Source organism: Spirochaeta dissipatitropha (assembly GCF_054657935.1).
In genome coordinates, this window is record NZ_BAAHXT010000013.1 from 70,225 (window position 1) to 88,623 (window position 18,399).

Consider the following 18,399-nt stretch of genomic DNA (forward strand, 5'->3'; position numbering starts at 1 on the left):
ATGGATAGAAACGAGTCACAAACAGAACAGAACATCATGCCGATAAGCGGTATTGAATTTTTTTTCATAATGCCCCTTCTTTTAACTTTGCCAATCTTATAATCACAACAGGAAAATTGTACTCAGCCCAAGATAAATTGAAACACCTGTAATATCCGTTATAGTGGTGAGTATTGGTCCGGTCATCATAGCGGGGTCTTTACCAAGCCGCTTGATGAAAAAAGGAATAGTGCCACCAACCACTCCGGCAACCAGCACATTTATAGAGAGCGCAGCACCGGCAATTATACCAATAGCAGGACTTCGCTGCAGTGCATATGCAACAACAGCAAATAATGCTCCGAGCGCCAGTCCATTTACCAGTCCGATAGCCGCTTCCTTGCGGAGAGCTCTGGTGAAGTCCCTTAATCGTACTTCGCCAAGGGCAATAGAACGAACCGCGACCGATAGTGCCTGTATACCAACATTGCCTCCCATGTCAGTGATCATTGGTAAAAAAGCAGCCAGAATAGCTATAGAAGCAATGGTTTCTTCAAATCCACTGATTACCGCAACCGCACCAAGATTCAGAAAAACATTCCCGATCATCCAGGGAAGACGCATCCGAATCGCCTTCCGGGCCGGAGTAAAAAAGGATTCATCTGTGTTCCCGGCAGATACCCCGCTGAATTGATCCGCCACATCCTGACTAAGAATATCCATGGCTTTATCAAAGGTTATAACTCCGGTGATTCGGCCTTCTGTATCCAGCACCGGGAGCATTGTGAAACGCCGGTTCCGGATAAGCCGGGCAGCATCAGACGCCGAGTCATCTACCTTGACAGCTACTACGGATGGGTTCAGGATCTTATCCAGACTACCATGCACGTCACTTCGAAGCAGATCCCGGACCGAGACAACACCAACAGGTTGTCCGAAAGTATTTGTTACATATATATATGTCGTCCGTTCCACCTCTGGTGGTGCTGCGCCAAGTGCGTCCAGAGTGCTTCCGACGGTATGACCTTGATGGATCGACAGAAACTGGGAAGTCATTACTGACCCAGCCGTTCCGCTCTTGTGCTGTCCAAGCGCCTGTACCATCTCCAGGAATTTTACAGGCAGCAATACCTCAATCGAGTTGCGTAATTCCCCGGACATAATTCCGATAATATCAGCGGCATGATCAGGTGGTACCTGAGACAAAAGTTCGGCTGCAATTTCAGGTGAAAGTTCAGCCAGCAGTTCCGCACTGTAATTACCGGGTAGTTTACCAAGTACCCGGCCCGCTCGTTTTTTATCTATGCTGCTTAATAATGGATACACTGCCTCACGAGGAGCCTCCCTGGCAATTTCGGCAATACGTACGCTTGAAAGATACTGTGCATGTTCAGCAGCCTGTATATAGTCAGCGTTCTCCAGTGCTGAACGCACTGCATCATGATGTATCTGGATAACTTCTGGACTTAATACCATTACTCAACCTCCTGAGGTTCTCTTCAATTTCAAGCCAGTACCGCTATCTCATTGCGGCGGAAGCAGTCTGTGGTATGATCGTTTACCATACCGACAGCCTGCATGAATGCATAACAGATCGTTGATCCAATGAAGTTAAACCCTCGCTGCTTGAGATCCTTGCTCATCATATCAGACAGTTCAGTTTTCACTGGTACTTCTGCAATCGAATTCCAGGCGTTCTGTACAGGAACTCCATCAACATAACGCCAGAGGAATGTATCAAGCGAATCATATTCCTCGAGAATACCCAGAACAGCAGCAGCATTCTTTACTGCTGAGGCAATTTTCAGGCGATTACGAACAATACCGGCGTCTGCAAGCAGGCGTTGCGTATCAGTTTCTGTATACCTTGCAATGCGTTCAAAGTCGAAATAATGAAACGCCTTTCTGTAATTTTCCCGTTTTTTCAGAATTGTCAGCCAGCTCAATCCAGCCTGTGCTCCTTCAAGAATCAGAAATTCATAAAGAAGCCGGTCATCATGTACCGGAACAGCCCACTCCGTATCATGATATTCAACATAAAGTGGATCAAGCCCGCACCACTCACAGCGTTTTTTCATATTCATCCCCATCCGGATAGATTGTCATGGATAATCCAGCAACTTGCAAGCTAGTCCAGAATGACTGGCATGCATAACATATTTGATGAATAATTAAAAAAATTTTATCAATTATGTAAACAAACCCTTTCAGCGGTGTTCCATTAGCGTGAAGTACCAGCATATATCAGTTTTTTTACTTGCAGCAGCACTTTTAGCACCATTAAAACTATACCCGGAACCGCTTTCAGCGGTCGAGTTAAGCCGCCTGATACTCGAAAGTGAAGACGATCTCTCCTCTACAGCACTAGTAGATACATCCGCTGAGTTCTTACGCTACGATGATGCTGGATTTCCAGAAACCGCATCCGGTCAACTTGTCATAGATATTGAACCCTATGGCCCGGTAATCCGGCTTCGTGATGACACCACACCCTACCTCCTGTACGCTCAGTATACAAATAAACAGCGCGATGCGGTTATTCTTGCACGCGACAGTGATTTCACCGATCCCCTGCCTGACGGCACAAATTTTACAGTTCCCTTTGGATTCGGTGCAGTGAAAATGACGTCTCTGGATGTATCCATCATAGAGAGTATCGCTGTCCCATACTTCAGCGATAATCGAAAAACTTATCTCCTGTTTCCTCTCTTTGATCTTTACGGTGGTATTGTTACCGGGAGCGACGGATTTGGACCAAGTCTACGTGCGGTCTTCCGTGAACGGTACACAATCAATACAAGTGTAACGATCTCGTCTGCGTGGGCATTTGTTGACGGCCGACTCACGCGTCCTCCGATAGCTTCGTTCGCAGCGGGTGCCGGACTACGTTTTTCGGGAGCATTACAGGATCTGATCGGTCCAAACCTGATTACGCTTGGAGGCGACATTACTCTTCGAATCCGCAGCAGCGCTCTCGGAGGCGGTGTGGATTTTCTTCCGGGTGCCTTCGTGGAAATTGAAAAGGTGTTTTTCGACAGCAGACCGGAAGACCGTGACTTCAGACTTGATCCAAGGCCGTATAACTACCGGGTTCACTCGGTATATCTGCGCCTGACCGAACATCTGGACTTTACTGGTATCGGCTTGAGTGATCCATTTCGCACCGGTATCTCAATAGGGTACCGTGTGAATATGATCGGCCCTCGAATCCCTGAGCACGATTTCAAGAGCACTCAATTTGTATATGTTGCGGATGAGTATCGGCAAGACCTGCAGACACAGGCGAACCGCCGGCAGTTGCGAGAGCAAGCACCAAACAGGTAAGCTGCTCCCGTACTGTGTTTATGATAGGTCTACTTTCTGAAAAAAGTCAGAAATGCTCCGGCAACTAGTGAGGCTGCGCCGCCAACCAGATACCATATTGTAGCTTCACTAAAGCGCCCGGTGAAGGCTTCCAGCAACTGATCTCCGACTGACTGTGATGCTTGATAACCGAAATACAAAAGAATAGTTCCGATCACAAGCAATACGATCCCAAGGATTTTTTGAGTTGTCATACACTCTCCTCTTGAGAACATACTGAAATTCCAGCACTAAAGCGAATGGCTCAGGAAAATGCTATCCAATCCAGACCTGACAGGCGTTCACAAATTCCTTGATTCCATGCGGGCCGAGCTCCCTTCCATATCCGGAAGCGCGTATGCCACCGCTTGGCAGACGAGGATCGGTCTTCACAATTCCATTAAGAACAAGCTGTCCTGCATTCAGCCTTGGAAGCAGAGAAATTCCTCGCTCACGTTCAGTCCACAAACTCGCAGCAAGTCCGTACTCCGTATCATTGGCTGTTTTGATTGCGTGTTCAGGGTTATCTGCTTTTATAACAACAGCTACAGGACCGAAGGTCTCTTCTCTGCAGGCAGTCATGCTGTTATCTGCATGCGCAAGCAGGGTCACAGGATAGTAAAAACCTGGTCCTTCCGGGATATATCCACCAAGAGTGCACTCAGCGCCCTGTTCAACAGTTTCGGTGACCTGACGATGCAGATTTTCACGGAGATCCGCTCGTGCGAGAGGACCAACATCTGTAGTTTCTTCACCCGGATCACCCACTACCAGAGCGCCCAGCCTGGCTGCAAGGAGCTCAAGAAAGACATCATACACAGGTGCTTCGACAATAATCCTCTTGGCTGCAATGCAGGATTGTCCGGCATTGATGATCCGCGAGAGTGCAATCTTTTCCACTGCTGTCTCCAGGTCGGCATCGACAAGAACAATAGCTGGATCCGAGCCGCCAAGCTCAAGCACCGCAGGTTTAATTGCTGCTGCAGCGGCAGCTGCCACCTTTGAGCCGGCTGCTGAGGAGCCAGTAAAGGAAACAGCCTGAACTGCAGGGTGACGTATAACTGCTGCTGTCTGTTCTGTTTCGATCGGCAGGTTAACCACTATCCCAGCCAGGGAGGAGACCTCTGCAAATAGTTCAGAAATCGCATGAGCACAACCTGGAACATGCGGGTCATGTTTAAGAATGCATGTATTTCCTGCCATGAGTGCTGGCGCCAGAAATCGGAATGCCAGCCAGAATGGAGCGTTCCACGGCAGTATGCCCAACAAGGGCCCCAGCGGGCGGTACTCCACACGACTTATATGGGCGTCACTTTCAATAATATCCGGTTCAAGGTAGGCAGCTGCATGTTTGCCATAGTGTTCCGCACACCACGCAGCTTTTTCCACCTCGGCACGAGCTTCCTTGATTGGTTTTCCCATTTCCTCTGTCATATTGCGCGAGAGGCTTTCACGCTCATCGCGCATCTTCTGTGCGATCTGCTTGAGTACATCCGCTCTGGTACTAAAATCAGTACGGCTCCAGAGCGAAAATGCGGCCTGCGCCAACTGGATTCGAGAATTTATTTCGTCAGTAGAGAGTGTGGCAAATTCCCTGACGGTTTCGCCGTTATGAGGATTGATTGCAATCAGCATGGTTTATCCCTTCCCTGCCTGACTCTGCAGTTCTGTTGCAGGCTCGGCAACTTCCACTGTTTTGACTCTGCCTGGCTTTGCCGGGGAACTATCTTCCTGCATGTTTTTTTTACTGTTGTTTTTCTTTTTTCCCGGACCGTTATTTGCTTTAACTATAAAATCCTCATCCAGAGTAAAAAATGATTCACAGCCATCTTCGGTTACCATAAGCGTGTCAGAAATACCAACGGTCTGCGTACCGCCGACAGCCCACAACCATGGTATAATATGAAAGGTCATTCCAGGAAGCAGAATGCGGGAATCTCCCTGCATTAGACTGAGAATATAGCCTTCGTCCCAGCTGGGGGGAAATGCAATTCCGATCGAATACCCGGAACGGGTTACCAGTTTTCCATTTTCATCTGTCGTTTTAAGAATTCCTCGAATCAGGTTGTCGACATCAGAAACGGTGATTCCCGGACGGATAGCTTTCTTGACTTCCCGCAAGGCCAGTTTCATTCGCTCCTGAGCGTGATATAACTTATCGCTGAGGTCACCGAAAACAACGGTTCTCATCATCGCAGTGTGATAGCGCCGATAGCAGCCCCCTACCTCGAGAAACACATGCTCGTTTTCAAGTATGCTGCGCCCTTCCCATGTAGCGTGGCCAATCATAGAACGTGGGCCGGATGTAACGTACGGCAGAACCGAAGGGGGTTCCCCACCTGCCTTGAACATAGCCGCACAGATGGCTGCTCCAATTTCATTCTCGGTGGCTCCGACCTCAGCGGCATCATATCCGGCGAGCATTCCTGCCTCGGTTGCAGCCGCCGCACGCCTCATTATCTCGATTTCTGCAGCTGATTTACATACCCGTCCATGTTCAACAATCCCGAAACAATCCAGCAAACGTCCATCACTGAAAGTCGTATGTATAGCATCCTGATGATACGCTGGAAAAAAATAGCTGTTACGTTCATAGCCGATATCTTTTTTTGAGAGACCAAACTCACGTAAGGATTCTACCAGCATCTGTATGGCATCACCTGTGTCGGGGTAAGGACGGGTAAGTTCGACCCAGGTACGGGCATGTACATTGGACTCTTCAAGATAACGGGTAACCATAAAGGGCTCATTCTCCAGAGGAACTACCAAGGCCTGGAAAAAAGAATAACCGGTCGTCTGATAATCAGTTAAATACATGAGATTTTCCGGATCGGAAATAATAACGGCATCCAGACGCCGAATCTGCATTTGCTGACGCAATTCAGTAATTCTTCGTACATATTCCTCAAAAGGAAAGGTCATATCGTCACGCTGTCTCATGCTGCCTCCAATCCGGCAACAACTGCCTGAGTAAAAATATCCAGCCCTGCCTTCAAATCATCATCAGGAATTGTGAGCGGAGGAATCAGTTTGATTACCTTTCCTCCGCTACCGCATGGTCCTACCAGCAATCCTGCGGAGAAACATGCAGAAGCAATTGCTTTGGCTGTTGAACCATCACCAAGATCCAGAGCCTGCATCATTCCCTTTCCCCGGACCTCAAGGTTACGCTCAGGAAACCTGGTGGCAATCTTTTCAAGTGCCTGCCGCATGATTGCGCCTTTTCGTCTGGTCGAATCCATAAGCTCGTCATTCTCGAAATACCGAAGTGCTTCAGCACCGGCTATGAACGATATGTTCTGCCCGCGAAAGGTTCCGGTATGCTCGGCGGGCTTCCAGTGAGCATCGTACTCAGGCTTTACCAGATTCATGGCAATAGGTGTTCCAATACCGCCAAGACCTTTGGCAAGGGTAATGATATCGGGATCCAGACCTATACCATCAAAGCTGAAATAGCTACCTGTACGTCCACAGCCGGCTTGAATATCATCGATAATGAGCAAGGAACCGAGATCACGGGCCAGAGACTGAACCTCCTGCAGCCATTCAGCTTCTGCGATATGTACTCCACCTTCAGCCTGTATCGCTTCAAGTATAAATGCCGCCGGCTTAGGCCGTTCGCTGGATGGATCTTCAAACTGAGCACGGAGCTGTTTTAATGATTCCATACCGCGGTTAAACGGAGCTCGAAAAACGTGTTCCAGAGGTACACCGGCAGCATCCCTGAAATAGCTGTTAGCAGTACAGGCCAGGGCGCCAAGGGTCATACCATGAAATCCTTCGGTAAATGCGACAATGGTCCCTCGACCGGTAACACGCCGCGCCAGTTTCAAGGCTGCCTCAACAGCATTGGTTCCGGTCGGTCCCATAAACTGCATTTTGTGATCCATGTTGCGCGGCTTCAGAATGATTTCAGCAAATTTTTTGATAAAGCTTCGTTTTGCAGTGGTGTACATATCCAGACTATGAAGCACGCCATCGTTCTGTAGATACTCAATAACTGCTTTCTTCATGTGGGGATTGTTGTGACCAAAGTTCAGGACTCCAGCACCGGCGAAGAAATCGATATAGGTCTTGCCCTGTTCATCTGTTTGCCGTGCGTTGCTCGCCGTAGAGAATACCGTAGGGTATGACCTGCAATAACCGCGGATTTGTGATTCGTATTCCTCGAAAACCTTCATGACACTTCCTTTCTGCCGAAACTACATAAATGTATTCTTTGGAAATAAGGATACATTTAGGTCTTCATATAGACAAGTTAGTACCAAAATGTGTTCAATTCAAGACTGTGAAGAAATAAAACGAGATTTGTATGATTTTTTGAGACATTCCTCTATATGGATGAAGAATCCGGCATTGGCACTCCGGCGATCGAGGCAAAAATCCGTGCGGCTGTTTCGATCAATCCAGTGTTGAATTCATACCTGGGACTATGGCATGGAGCAGTGTATTTCTCGGCATCTGCATTACCAATAATCATGAATGCACCCGGAATTTCATTCAGATAATAGCTGAAATCCTCACTGGCCATGAGTGGGAGTAGTATTCCGGAATGATGATACTCGTCTCCAAGTATACATTGCAAAGCTGTTCTGGCCTTTGCAGCCTGCTCTTTATGATTTACTGTTGCTCCATACCTGGGCACATGCTGGACCGTTGCTGTTGTGCCGTAGGCAGCAGCCGTATGCCCGGAAATTTCACTGATAAGCTCAGTGACCAGGCCCAGAAAAGCACTGTCACCGATCCTTATACTCCCCTCAAGCCGGACACTATCGCGGATAACCGTTGGAGCACTGGGAGCATCAAAAGAAGTAATGCTGACAACAGCAGGTATCTGAGGCGGCAAGCGTCGGCTAACGATTTGTTGAACTGCAGTTACAATCGCAGATCCAGCCAGAACGGGATCCCGACATACCTCAGGTTGACTGGAATGGCCCCCGATACCCTTAATGTCTATAATAAAGGTTGCATTTGCCGACATTACGGACCCGTCCGGGCATACTGCCCTCCCGAATGGGATAGCCGGCCAATTGTGCCATCCGTATATCTCGTCTACTCCCTCAAGAGCACCATTTTCGATCATCCTCAGGGCTCCATGCCCCCCCTCCTCAGCTGGCTGGAACAACAGACTGATCGGCGCTGATAATTGTGTCTCATGCTGTTTCAACCACGAAGCTGTCAGCATAAGGGCTGCAGTGTGCCCATCATGTCCGCAGGCATGCATACAGCCAGGGTTTACTGAAGACCAGGGGGTCTCGCACTCCTCCTGTATAGGCAGGGCATCTATGTCACCCCGGAAGGCAATATGCTTTGATTCAGATAATGAAGCAGTCTGAGGTTCAAGGCGGGCAATAGTGCCGGTTTTAGTACATTTCTCCCAGGGAATTTCCAGCAATGTTAATGCGTTCCGGATTCTCTCAGCAGTTTCGTGCTCCTGCCAGGTCAGCTCAGGGTGTTGATGCAGTTCACCCCAGAATGCCATAGCTGCCTTCAGATGCTTATCTATGCCCCCTTCTACCGGATAATACTCCATTTACTTCCTCCACCTGCGTATCAGAGTATCGAGAATAAACCAGCATTTAAAGGGGATTCTCCCAAGCTCAATTTTTTACTGCATTAATACTCTATAATTTTTCAGAAATAACTTGACTCATCTGATGTATGGTTATATAGTTAAACATATAACCATAGAGGGAGGTGCGTATGGCGCAATCGCTTGATAATGAAATTCCCTTGTTTCTGCAGATAAAACAGAAAATTGAAGACATGATCGTAAGCGGGAGTCTGAAAGCTGGAGACCAGGTTCCCTCTTCAACCCAAATGGTCAAATTCTACCAGGTGAATCATCTGACAGTTCTAAAGGGCATAAACATGCTGGTTGATGAACAGATACTCTTCAAGAAACGCGGTGTAGGAATGTTCGTAGCTGAAGATGCCAGTGACAAACTGCACCAACGGCGGCGCAGTCTCCTTGTCAGGGACTTTGTACAGCCGCTTCTTCGGGAAGCCCGACATCTAGGTATAAAGCTGGATGAACTCACAACAATAATTGCGCAGAGCGCTCAGGAGGATCAACATGAATAATACTGTGGTGCAGGATATAAGCCTGCGATACGGAAAGACGGAGGCCATCAAAGGATTAAGCTGTACTCTTTCCACGGGGGTCACCTACGGGCTGATCGGACGTAATGGCGCAGGAAAAACGAGCCTGCTTTCATTGCTGGCTTCATATCGGAAACCGGATAGCGGCAGCATTCAGATACGAGGAGAGAGTCTCTTTGAAAACACGGACCGCATGGGTGACGTACATTTTGTCTATTCCCGCGATATGAGCGAGGAGGATGACAGTGTATTGCGAAATCTGCAGCACAGTGCCAGATACCGCCCGGACTTCGATATGGAATATGCTCTTGAGCTCATGAATAGGTTCCGATTGGACCCGGACAAAGCGGTGAACCAACTCTCTGTTGGAATGCAGGCTGCGGTAAATGTCATTGAGGGCCTGGCTTCCCGCGCACCGCTCACTCTTTTTGATGAAGTTCATCATGGAATGGACGCACCTTCCCGCGAGTTATTCTACGAGGCTGTTATTGAGTCCCGGGCTGCCGGTGACCGCTGCTTTGTCCTTTCGACACATCTTGTGTCCGAAATGGACTACCTGTTTGACCACGTACTGATTATGGACAAGGGGTCATTACTGATCGATGAGCCATACGATGATGTGGTAGCCAGAGGTATCACCGTAACTGGTGAGATAGCAGCTGTTGACCGCTTCTGTGAGAATCATCAGGTGATCTCCAGAAAAACGCTGGGAGGTACAGCCGCTGCAATGCTCTATGGATTGCTGACAGAGAAGGAGCAGGAAGCAGCAGTCACACAAGGACTGGAACTTTCACCTGTCTCACTGCAGGAATTGTTCATTCATCTTAGCAAGGAGGAAAATAACCATGCAATCAATCAACATTAATCACAGCTGGAAAGTATTCGAGGATATCTATCTGCAGCTCATGACCTGGGCCATGTGGGCACTTGGCATATTACTTGTGGGATTTCTGGTAGCTATCGTCTTCATTGAACCCCTGCGTGAACTTGAACAAAGCGCAATGGCAATGATCACACATCCTGCCCGGATATTCATATTTATCTGTGGAATCGTCAGCGGAATGTACATAATCCAGTACTACATCAGGCAGGGTGTAACCCGTCGAAGTTTCTTCATTGGCATGGCGGCCGCCGGCATTGCTGTAGCAGCTTCCATTCAGCTGATCGGAGCAGGTCTGAACGGTATCGCTGCACTGATTGGCATGGTCAGCCCTTATCAGCCCGGCAGCGAATTAAGTGTGTATGCTGGAACAAGCCACAGTTATCCAGTCACAATGGGCATTTCAACCTTGATGCTGAGCCTGCAGTTTCTCATGGGCTGGATAATCGGATTTTCATTCTATCGCTATAAGGGCATAGGCGGATTCATAAGTATTTGTTCCACCATTCTGGTTCTGGGTGCAGGGAATCTGATCTGGGATCAAAACGCTGTGATCAGTATATCGGGGGTGCAGTTATCTCTTCACAGAGGGCTGTCACTCACTGCAGCGATATTATTCAGTCTTGCAATTCTGACAGCACAGCTGGGCGCGCTCTTTCTGATGATCCGCAATTCACCAATCAAGACAAACTGAAAGGCGGCATGATAGGGACAATTCCTTCATACCTATAACGGCGGTCTTGCCGGGTATTGGTTATATTCACTACCCGGCACTGGCAGCCTCTCTGCTGATACGATACAATGAAGTAATGCCTGACTACACAGATGATCTGTCAAAACGCCTGCACATCAGCATCCTGCTTGTCCTTGTTCCTACAATCGCAATAATTACACTTCTTTTTTATATTCCCTTCAGCAGAGCAGAAACCAACAGAATTGACCAGCAGTGTTCTTCTGATCTGGCACTGCGGGCCGTGGCGGCAGACTTCGTAATAGATCGGTTCATTTTTGCAGTTGATTCTCTGGCAAGTAGATCAGCGATCAGAGGGTATCTGAACGAATATGCAACAGGCAGAAGAAACCTTCAAAGTGTCATTGATTTTACCGAACCGCGATATGCAGATGGAGCGCGAGTCACGAACAATCTGATCGGAGCCCGGAGAACACTAAGCGACGGGACAAGCATTACCAGCTATGGATCCCAGGATTTTCTTGAGGGCATAGACCCCGGAAAATCCGAGCACATCTTTTATATTGATTCCAGTCTGATTATCGTTATACAACGTCCTATTGTTGAATCAGGTGCAACTATTGGATATGACTTAGCGTCATTCAATGCTGACGTTATTATAGATGATCCACCAGAAGGTTTTAATGCACTTTCTTTATCGTATCCGGATCAGCTTTCTGCGGATTCGTACATGTACCACTCAAAGCTGTCAGCAATTCCCTACTACATCAGCGGGGAAATGGATCAGCAAGTGCTCACTGATGCCCGTATGGCAATGCTCTCGAAAATATTCCTGTATATCAGTCTGTCATCGCTCACTATAGTCATACTATTGTATTTTACGGTTTTCAGGTTCATGAAAAACCTTATTGACCGTCTGTATATTGCCAAGGAAGAAGCCAACTCGGCCAATCAGGCTAAAAACAGATTTCTGGCTACCATGAGCCATGAAATCCGTACCCCATTGAATGGAATTATTGGTTTTGCTGATCTCCTGTCTGATACTCCTCTCATGCAGGACCAGAAAGAGTTTGTCCAGTATATACAGGTATCATCCGAAACCTTGACGGGCGTGATCAGTAATATACTTGATTTTTCTCTTATTGAATCAGGCAAAATCGCGATCAGCAATGTTATAACAGATCTCCGATCCTTACTGGAATCCTGCGTTGACACCGCCATGTACAATGCAAAAAAGAAAAATATCATATTATCCCTGGACATTAATGAGGATATAACACCTTATGTTTATGTTGATGATATAAAGCTGAAACAAGTGCTCATTAACCTTGTTATAAATGCAGTGAAGTTTACCGAGCAAGGAGCAGTAACATTGCGGGTATATTCAGAAAAGCACAGCAAAAGAGGAAATACAGCACGTCTATTCTTCTCGGTTACTGATACAGGAATTGGAATTTCTCCAGAAAGCAGGCTCAATATATTTGATCCCTTCGTACAGTCCGAGAACAGCTCGACGCGCAGATTCGGAGGATCAGGACTTGGATTATCCATTGCTCAATCGATTGTAGAAAAAATGGGAGGGCACATTACTGTATCCAGCGAGATCGGGAAAGGCTCAACCTTTTCATTCAACATTCCTGTATCTGTGGCCGAAAAATCTCCGGCTGCGGCAGCTGAGCACGACTCTGCAGACATTGGCAAAGACACCGATTCAAAGCCAGGTAAGACCAATGCAGAAGGACACCCGGATATGACTATACTCATTGCTGAGGACGATAGAATCAATATGAAACTCCTGATCAACGTTCTGGGTGGTGTCAGCCCCAAAGCCAGAGTAATTACAGCAGCAGATGGAAATGAGGCTATCGAACAGTACCGTTCCAGTCTTCCAGATCTGATTCTGATAGATATACACATGCCGGTGCTGGACGGGATAGAAGCAAGCAGGCAAATACGGCAGCTCGAGCAACATACCTCAACCCGGACACATATTATTGCACTTACTGCTGATATATCTGAGGAGACCCAGGATATCTGCCGAAAAGCCGGTATCGACGACTTCCTGGCTAAACCGCTCAATATCGAACTGCTCAGGAAAACTATCCTACTTCTTCTTTAGGGTCACTGCGCTCCCTGTATAAATGCAGTAATCGCTGACACCAAGCCCTCAGCCAGCGGCAGGTCAGGATCGGAATAAGCTGCCAGATTAGCCCCCTGATCAGCGGGAGCAGTTTTCAGTACATGATTCATGCCCTCTATAACTGTAAACTCAGCTGCTGCATTTCCTTCACGAAGTTTTTCAGCATCTTCTATGGATACCTGCAGATCGGTACTCCCCTGCACTATCATAAGAGGAATGGTCAATTCACCAATCAGTTGAACCGGATCGTAGGAAAACCAGGAAATCAGATAAGGCTGAATGGAGGGCCTGAACAAGGACTCAAAGCCAGCTGGTATTTCCTCGACCATTTCTCCGGCACGAAGTGAATCCATTATACTTATAGCTATTTCTGCTACCTCGGGGGATTGAGCTTTCAACTGTCTCTCAAGGGTATAATATGCAGGTTCTCCGATACCAGCCAGGTTGATCATAAAAGCAGTCTCAGTGTGCAAGGCGGCCGCCATACCGATGAGCGAGCCCTCGGAGTGGCCAATAATACCTACGGAGGCGATCCGGGAATCCTGCAGCAATTTGTTGATCCACTGTACGTAGTCATCTATATAATCAGAAAAAACCAGCTCACTTTCAGACCTGAGTGCAGCTGCGCTCTCACCTATTCCCCGCTTATCGGTGCGCAGCGAAGCGATGCCCGCATCGGCAAGAGATTCAGCAAGCATCCGCAGGCTGTTGTTTTTTCCGGGAAGCATAGGACTATTTCCATCCCGGTCAGTAGGTCCGGATCCGGCAATTATGAGAACCGCAGGAAAAGGTTCAGTACCTTCGGGTAATAACAGCGTACCTTTCAGAACGCCAGTACCTATATCCAGACTCAGGTCTTCCTCCAGATATCCTGAATATGATTCTTTTGTGCTTTCCATAAAAAAAGCCTCCTCGTTTGCTGTTTGGGATTCTACAGGTGAATTTTGCATACTGCCGCATGACGAAAACACAGCGGCCGTAATTACCAGGACAAATACTACCTTTCTCATACAAACAACTCCTATCAAGTCTATGTATTAATAAAGTACTGATGAAGGTTGCTTTTATTCATTTCAGAAACGACTTCGTACTGGTAATACTTGACGGTGCCAATGGCAAAGATTACCATTTAGCTAATGATTATTAAAAACCTGCTGGATAAGCTTCAGCTGCTGTCCGAAGCACAGAATGTGTCGTTGAATACCTCCGACGTTTTGTTTCCAGCAGGTTCAGAAGCGAGTGAACTGTACATTGTAATGAGCGGCAGGCTTGAAGCCTGTACCAGCGAAGGGATGCGCCTGGGTATTCTTGAGCCTGGTGATCCGGCCGGAGAGATTGCAGTATTATTAGGCGGCACCCGGAACGCCGAGGTGCGTGCACTTGAGCCTTCCCTTCTGGGATCTGTCTCCCGTAAACAGCTCATAGAGGCGATGGAAAAAGAGCCCTTACTGAAGGCGGAACTGGAAGCGGTCATGCAGAAAAGACTCCTGCACAATCGCTTGCGTTCATCAATACACAGCTGTTTTCCCGGTCTTTCCAATGATCAAATTCAGATTCTCCATAAGCAACTGGAACTGCATACCCTGCAGCGCGATGAAGTTCTGTTTCAGGAAGGAGACGAAGCCCACAGCTTATTCATCAGCATCAGCGGTATTCTTGAGGTGTATCGCGAATCTCAATCAGGAACAGAGATATCCGTGGCTTTTATTCGGCCTGGAGAAACCATTGGCGAAATGGCATTACTCAATGATAATATACGTACTGCATCAATCCGTGCCGCACGTACGAGCATAGTAGCCTCTCTGTCCCGACCTGCATTTGAAGCAATCAGCAGAAGTAATCCTGGAATACTTATGGAAATTTCCAGACTTGTTGTCAGCCGTTTGCAGCCACGACAGACCCAACAGAAAAAAACAAACCAGAGGAACGGCACAACGATTGCATTAATTGCTGCAGGGAGTGAAATCATTCATCCGGAAGCTATAGCTAAAAGCCTTGCCGATAACATGCCTAAAACAGTTTCGGTTCGTGTAATCAGCCGGGATTCTATAAACCGCTTGTTCAGAAACAGCGCTCCAGCAGATGCACACCCAGGAGATTCATACTCTGCTGCTATAGACGGCTACCTGAAGGAATTGGAAGATCAATACGATCTGGTGCTTCTGGCAGGCGATCCTGTAACTTCCACACGCCTTCCAAGCCCCTGGGAGCATCGATGTCTGTCACAAGCTGATGAATTACTGCTGTGCATGAAGGCAGGAGCGGAAGGCCTTAATCCAGTGGAACAGCATATTCTGAGCGACAACAGCATGGATGCACCACCGGTGCGCAGCCTTTTACTCATACATAATACAGATTCAGACACACCGCGTCATACCCGTAGCACCCTACAGCAGAGAAATGCTCAGCGTCATTTTCACTGCCGCAGCAATAATGCCGGTGATATTGCTCGGGTTGCCCGCCTGCTTACCGGACATGCGGTAGGTGTAACTCTTGGCGGAGGTGGGGCGCGTGGGGTTGCCCATGTAGGTGTACTGCGTGCATTACAGGAAGCAGCTATACCTGTCGACTGTATTTCCGGAACCAGCATGGGGGCCGTTGTAGGAGCTATGTTCGGCGCAGGGGCAAGCTGCCAGGATATGATCAACCAAATTCATGAGATGTTTGTGAAGATCAATCCTTTCAATGAGTATACGCTCCCGGTATTCAGTCTTCTGCGTGGCCGTAAGGCCGAACTAACCGCTCACCGCACATTCAGGGGTTTGCATATTGAAGATCTCTGGATACCTTTCAGCTGCGTGTCTACAAATATAAGCAAGCAGAAACCGGCTATTCACTCCTGCGGCCGGCTTTCAAAGGCAATTCTGGCGACAACAGCCATTCCGGGTATTGTAACACCAATAGTTATAGACGGTGACATTCACGTAGATGGAAGCGTCTGCAATAATCTCCCGGGTGACATTCTACCGCCTGTATGCAGCAAACTCATTGCCTGCGATGTAAACCCGGCACATAACTTCAGCTCGCTTCCCTCTCAATTTCCATCGCCCTGGTCAGCGTTACTTCCTGCGCGATTTCGAAAAACTACGCAGGTCCCAAAAATCGGAGCAATACTTACTGCAGCCCTGAATTCCGGAAGCTACCAGGCAGCGGCAACGGTACTCAATGAGGCTGATATTGCCCTTACTCCTCCTGTTGCAGATATAGGTCTACTCGATTTTTCACGAGCTCCTGAAATTGAAGAACGCGGCTACCGACATACTATTGCACAACTGGAGAAAATCGATGCAGCTGACTGGTTTACCACTCTCAGTTAATCCTGAGTGGGCGGCTGATAAAACTGAGCCGAACATACACGCCGGAGAAATCAAATGAATTACTCAAATCTTCAAACTCAGGCCCATTGAGTTCATTTTCTGTATCTTTTGATCCCCGCAGACTGTAGGTAACAGGGGAATTATTGGCAATGTTGTAACCGACTGTCAGACCGAAACCGCTATTGTCTTCCTCATTGGTAATATACATAAAATTCAGATAAGGAGATGTTACAGTTGCCATTCCTGTCACACGTACAGTAGAGTCATCGGTATGCCTGCGGCAGCGAATGTTATCACCTTCAAAATCAGCTTCCGAACAGCCATCCAGAGAATCGGCTCGTACAATAATAGAATCAGCGCCTTCAAGATTGAAGTCTCCCAGAGTCTTGAACATGAGGGTTACTCCCCAGTTAACACCTGCATGAATAGCCAATCTGCCTTTCTGATAATTTACTTCCGGCGCAGCACTCATCAAAAAGCCAAAGCCATCACCAAAAAATCCCGAAAGATTAAACATTGTTCCAACAGAGGCATAGTCCCCATTTTCGAGCTGGAACGCAGTGAAGCCCGGAAACCATCCCAAACCCAAGCCAGCTTCAAAAGCTACTGCGCTAATAGAATCTTCGGGGTTTACTGAAGCACTGACCCCGGATCCTAAAATAATGCTGTCTCCGGATGTATGATTATAATCATCCCGTAGCTGTGTTATTCCAATCGGTTCCGTGTCAAAACCGGAAAAAAAAGCGCCAGATGCACCAAACCACATATTCGCGGGTATCGGATTACCATCCGAAGTTTCAGTCTGGGCAAAGACCACAGACCCTGATCCCAGAAGTATCCCGATAACCAGCAAAATACTCATCCTTCTCATGTTTACTCCTCATAATGCAAAAGATGACTAAAATAATAATAATGAAAAACCAGAATTTCAAGGCAATTCATTAAGAGATGTCGATTTCATGCTTCCTTATTCGTCTACCTGGTAGCAATGCTGTTCAAGCAGGAGTTCAACGCAAGCAAAAGGAGGTTTGCATGTCAAAAATAGGAGCATGCATCTGGATGGATGGTGATACCACCGCAGATGCCGCTAAGTTCTACACAGAGATTTTCCCGAATTCGCATATTTCGGCTACTACTCGTTTTACCGAGGTTGGCCAGGAGTTTCACGGCCAGGATCCCGGCTCAATAATGACGGTAGAATATACGATAGACGGGTTCAGTTTCTCAGCCCTGAACGGAGGATCACATTTTACTCCCAACCCTTCTATATCTTTCTTTGTCCGCTGTGAGAATGCGGACGAAGTAAACCGGCTCTGGAAGAAACTGTCACCAGGCGGCTCTGTGTTGATGCCGCTGGACAGCTACCCCTTCAACGAGCGTTATGGCTGGATACAGGATCGATTTGGGGTGTCGTATCAGCTGATTACAGCTCCCTCGGCAGCCGGGCAGCGAATCTCACCATGCCTGTTGTTTACAGGAGAAGTCTGCGGCAAGGCTGAAGAAGCGATTGACTTCTACACTTCTGTGTTTACCAATTCCGCAGCCGGAGAAATAACCCGCTACGGTGCCGGCCAGGAACCGGATGCAGAGGGCACGGTAATGCATGGCGAATTTCAACTGGAAGGGCAAGCCTGTATCGCAATGGATAGTGCACTAAACCACGATTTTTCATTCAACGAGGGAATCTCACTGATTGTGGATGCGGAAACACAGCCTGAGATCGACCGTTACTGGAATGCACTGTCAGCGGTGCCGGAGGCTGAACAGTGTGGATGGCTCAAGGATCGTTTCGGAGTTTCCTGGCAGATTCTTCCGAATTCAGAAATGAACCGCGTACTGGCCTCGGATAATGAGGAGGCAAAGAAACGTGTACTGGAAGCCATGTTCAGGATGAAGAAAATAGATATTGCCGGACTGCAGATGGTCGAGAAGTCCTGAATCAGAAGCA

At 47.8% G+C, this 18,399-nt stretch carries 16 protein-coding genes; 7 read left to right on the plus strand and 9 right to left on the minus strand.

Annotation, left to right across the window (positions count from 1 at the left end; translation table 11 throughout):
- Nucleotides 1-102 precede the first annotated feature (102 nt).
- A complete protein-coding gene (gene mgtE, locus ACYQ2L_RS14210) occupies nt 103-1,455 on the minus strand; it encodes a magnesium transporter (RefSeq protein WP_460057026.1) in 1,353 nt (450 codons plus the stop codon).
- 29 nt (nt 1,456-1,484) lie between these two features.
- Entirely contained in the window at nt 1,485-2,057 is a 573-nt protein-coding gene (locus ACYQ2L_RS14215; RefSeq protein ID WP_460057029.1) for a DNA-3-methyladenine glycosylase I, read from the minus strand.
- A 148-nt stretch (nt 2,058-2,205) separates the two neighbouring features.
- Between ACYQ2L_RS14215 and ACYQ2L_RS14220 the strand changes: the two genes are divergently transcribed.
- Entirely contained in the window at nt 2,206-3,303 is a 1,098-nt protein-coding gene (locus tag ACYQ2L_RS14220; RefSeq protein ID WP_460057031.1) for a hypothetical protein, read from the plus strand.
- Between the two features lie 29 nt (nt 3,304-3,332).
- Here the strand turns inward: ACYQ2L_RS14220 and ACYQ2L_RS14225 are convergent, their stop codons facing one another.
- The 5 genes from ACYQ2L_RS14225 to doeB2 all read right to left on the minus strand — a co-directional run bounded on the left by ACYQ2L_RS14225 (nt 3,333) and on the right by doeB2 (nt 8,854).
- Nucleotides 3,333-3,536 (minus strand): DUF3185 family protein, encoded by a 204-nt coding sequence (locus tag ACYQ2L_RS14225; protein ID WP_460057033.1) that lies wholly within the window; start codon nt 3,534-3,536, stop codon nt 3,333-3,335.
- Between the two features lie 61 nt (nt 3,537-3,597).
- The gene (locus tag ACYQ2L_RS14230) at nt 3,598-4,956 is read right to left on the minus strand and encodes an NAD-dependent succinate-semialdehyde dehydrogenase (protein WP_460057035.1); all 1,359 of its coding nucleotides are present in this window, start codon (nt 4,954-4,956) and stop codon (nt 3,598-3,600) included.
- 3 nt (nt 4,957-4,959) lie between these two features.
- Nucleotides 4,960-6,261, minus strand: coding sequence for an ectoine hydrolase (doeA, locus tag ACYQ2L_RS14235; protein WP_460057037.1), 1,302 nt, complete (start codon nt 6,259-6,261; stop codon nt 4,960-4,962).
- Complete coding sequence (locus tag ACYQ2L_RS14240) at nt 6,258-7,502, minus strand: aspartate aminotransferase family protein (protein ID WP_460057040.1); 1,245 nt, start codon at nt 7,500-7,502, stop codon at nt 6,258-6,260. Before ACYQ2L_RS14240 ends, doeA begins: the two co-directional genes overlap by 4 nt.
- Before the next feature lie 152 nt (nt 7,503-7,654).
- Nucleotides 7,655-8,854, minus strand: coding sequence for a N(2)-acetyl-L-2,4-diaminobutanoate deacetylase DoeB2 (gene doeB2, locus ACYQ2L_RS14245; RefSeq protein WP_460057043.1), 1,200 nt, complete (start codon nt 8,852-8,854; stop codon nt 7,655-7,657).
- A 170-nt stretch (nt 8,855-9,024) separates the two neighbouring features.
- Here doeB2 and ACYQ2L_RS14250 point away from each other — a divergent pair, with 170 nt between their 5' ends.
- The 4 genes from ACYQ2L_RS14250 (at nt 9,025) to ACYQ2L_RS14265 (ending at nt 13,113) form a co-directional block, all read left to right on the plus strand.
- Nucleotides 9,025-9,405 (plus strand): GntR family transcriptional regulator, encoded by a 381-nt coding sequence (locus ACYQ2L_RS14250; protein ID WP_460057045.1) that lies wholly within the window; start codon nt 9,025-9,027, stop codon nt 9,403-9,405.
- Nucleotides 9,398-10,288, plus strand: a complete 891-nt coding sequence (locus ACYQ2L_RS14255) for an ATP-binding cassette domain-containing protein (RefSeq protein ID WP_460057048.1) — start codon at nt 9,398-9,400, stop codon at nt 10,286-10,288. The genes ACYQ2L_RS14250 and ACYQ2L_RS14255 overlap by 8 nt, the downstream gene beginning before the upstream one ends.
- Entirely contained in the window at nt 10,269-10,997 is a 729-nt protein-coding gene (locus ACYQ2L_RS14260) for a hypothetical protein (RefSeq protein ID WP_460057050.1), read from the plus strand. Before ACYQ2L_RS14255 ends, ACYQ2L_RS14260 begins: the two co-directional genes overlap by 20 nt.
- A gap of 115 nt (nt 10,998-11,112) precedes the next feature.
- Complete coding sequence (locus tag ACYQ2L_RS14265) at nt 11,113-13,113, plus strand: hybrid sensor histidine kinase/response regulator (RefSeq protein WP_460057052.1); 2,001 nt, start codon at nt 11,113-11,115, stop codon at nt 13,111-13,113.
- A gap of 2 nt (nt 13,114-13,115) precedes the next feature.
- Here the strand turns inward: ACYQ2L_RS14265 and ACYQ2L_RS14270 are convergent, their stop codons facing one another.
- Nucleotides 13,116-14,144 (minus strand): alpha/beta hydrolase family protein, encoded by a 1,029-nt coding sequence (locus ACYQ2L_RS14270; protein ID WP_460057054.1) that lies wholly within the window; start codon nt 14,142-14,144, stop codon nt 13,116-13,118.
- A 126-nt stretch (nt 14,145-14,270) separates the two neighbouring features.
- On the opposite strand from ACYQ2L_RS14270, the gene ACYQ2L_RS14275 reads away from it, so the two are divergent.
- Entirely contained in the window at nt 14,271-16,451 is a 2,181-nt protein-coding gene (locus tag ACYQ2L_RS14275) for a cyclic nucleotide-binding domain-containing protein (protein ID WP_460057056.1), read from the plus strand.
- On the opposite strand, the gene ACYQ2L_RS14280 is transcribed toward ACYQ2L_RS14275, so the two are convergent.
- Entirely contained in the window at nt 16,444-17,322 is an 879-nt protein-coding gene (locus ACYQ2L_RS14280) for a hypothetical protein (RefSeq protein ID WP_460057058.1), read from the minus strand. The genes ACYQ2L_RS14275 and ACYQ2L_RS14280 overlap by 8 nt on opposite strands.
- 161 nt (nt 17,323-17,483) lie before the next feature.
- Here ACYQ2L_RS14280 and ACYQ2L_RS14285 point away from each other — a divergent pair, with 161 nt between their 5' ends.
- Nucleotides 17,484-18,389 carry a VOC family protein gene (locus ACYQ2L_RS14285; protein WP_460057061.1) on the plus strand — a complete coding sequence of 302 codons (906 nt, stop codon included), beginning with the start codon at nt 17,484-17,486 and terminating at the stop codon, nt 18,387-18,389.
- The last annotated feature ends 10 nt before the right edge of the window (nt 18,390-18,399 follow it).

Coding starts and splice junctions, on each gene's coding strand:
- mgtE (WP_460057026.1), bottom strand. CDS start 1,455: ATGGTATTAAGTCCAGAAGTTATCCAGATACATCATGATGCAGTGCGT.
- ACYQ2L_RS14215 (WP_460057029.1), bottom strand. CDS start 2,057: ATGAAAAAACGCTGTGAGTGGTGCGGGCTTGATCCACTTTATGTTGAA.
- ACYQ2L_RS14225 (WP_460057033.1), bottom strand. CDS start 3,536: ATGACAACTCAAAAAATCCTTGGGATCGTATTGCTTGTGATCGGAACT.
- ACYQ2L_RS14230 (WP_460057035.1), bottom strand. CDS start 4,956: ATGCTGATTGCAATCAATCCTCATAACGGCGAAACCGTCAGGGAATTT.
- doeA (WP_460057037.1), bottom strand. CDS start 6,261: ATGAGACAGCGTGACGATATGACCTTTCCTTTTGAGGAATATGTACGA.
- ACYQ2L_RS14240 (WP_460057040.1), bottom strand. CDS start 7,502: ATGAAGGTTTTCGAGGAATACGAATCACAAATCCGCGGTTATTGCAGG.
- doeB2 (WP_460057043.1), bottom strand. CDS start 8,854: ATGGAGTATTATCCGGTAGAAGGGGGCATAGATAAGCATCTGAAGGCA.
- ACYQ2L_RS14250 (WP_460057045.1), top strand. CDS start 9,025: ATGGCGCAATCGCTTGATAATGAAATTCCCTTGTTTCTGCAGATAAAA.
- ACYQ2L_RS14255 (WP_460057048.1), top strand. CDS start 9,398: ATGAATAATACTGTGGTGCAGGATATAAGCCTGCGATACGGAAAGACG.
- ACYQ2L_RS14260 (WP_460057050.1), top strand. CDS start 10,269: ATGCAATCAATCAACATTAATCACAGCTGGAAAGTATTCGAGGATATC.
- ACYQ2L_RS14265 (WP_460057052.1), top strand. CDS start 11,113: ATGCCTGACTACACAGATGATCTGTCAAAACGCCTGCACATCAGCATC.
- ACYQ2L_RS14270 (WP_460057054.1), bottom strand. CDS start 14,144: ATGAGAAAGGTAGTATTTGTCCTGGTAATTACGGCCGCTGTGTTTTCG.
- ACYQ2L_RS14275 (WP_460057056.1), top strand. CDS start 14,271: ATGATTATTAAAAACCTGCTGGATAAGCTTCAGCTGCTGTCCGAAGCA.
- ACYQ2L_RS14280 (WP_460057058.1), bottom strand. CDS start 17,322: ATGAGAAGGATGAGTATTTTGCTGGTTATCGGGATACTTCTGGGATCA.
- ACYQ2L_RS14285 (WP_460057061.1), top strand. CDS start 17,484: ATGTCAAAAATAGGAGCATGCATCTGGATGGATGGTGATACCACCGCA.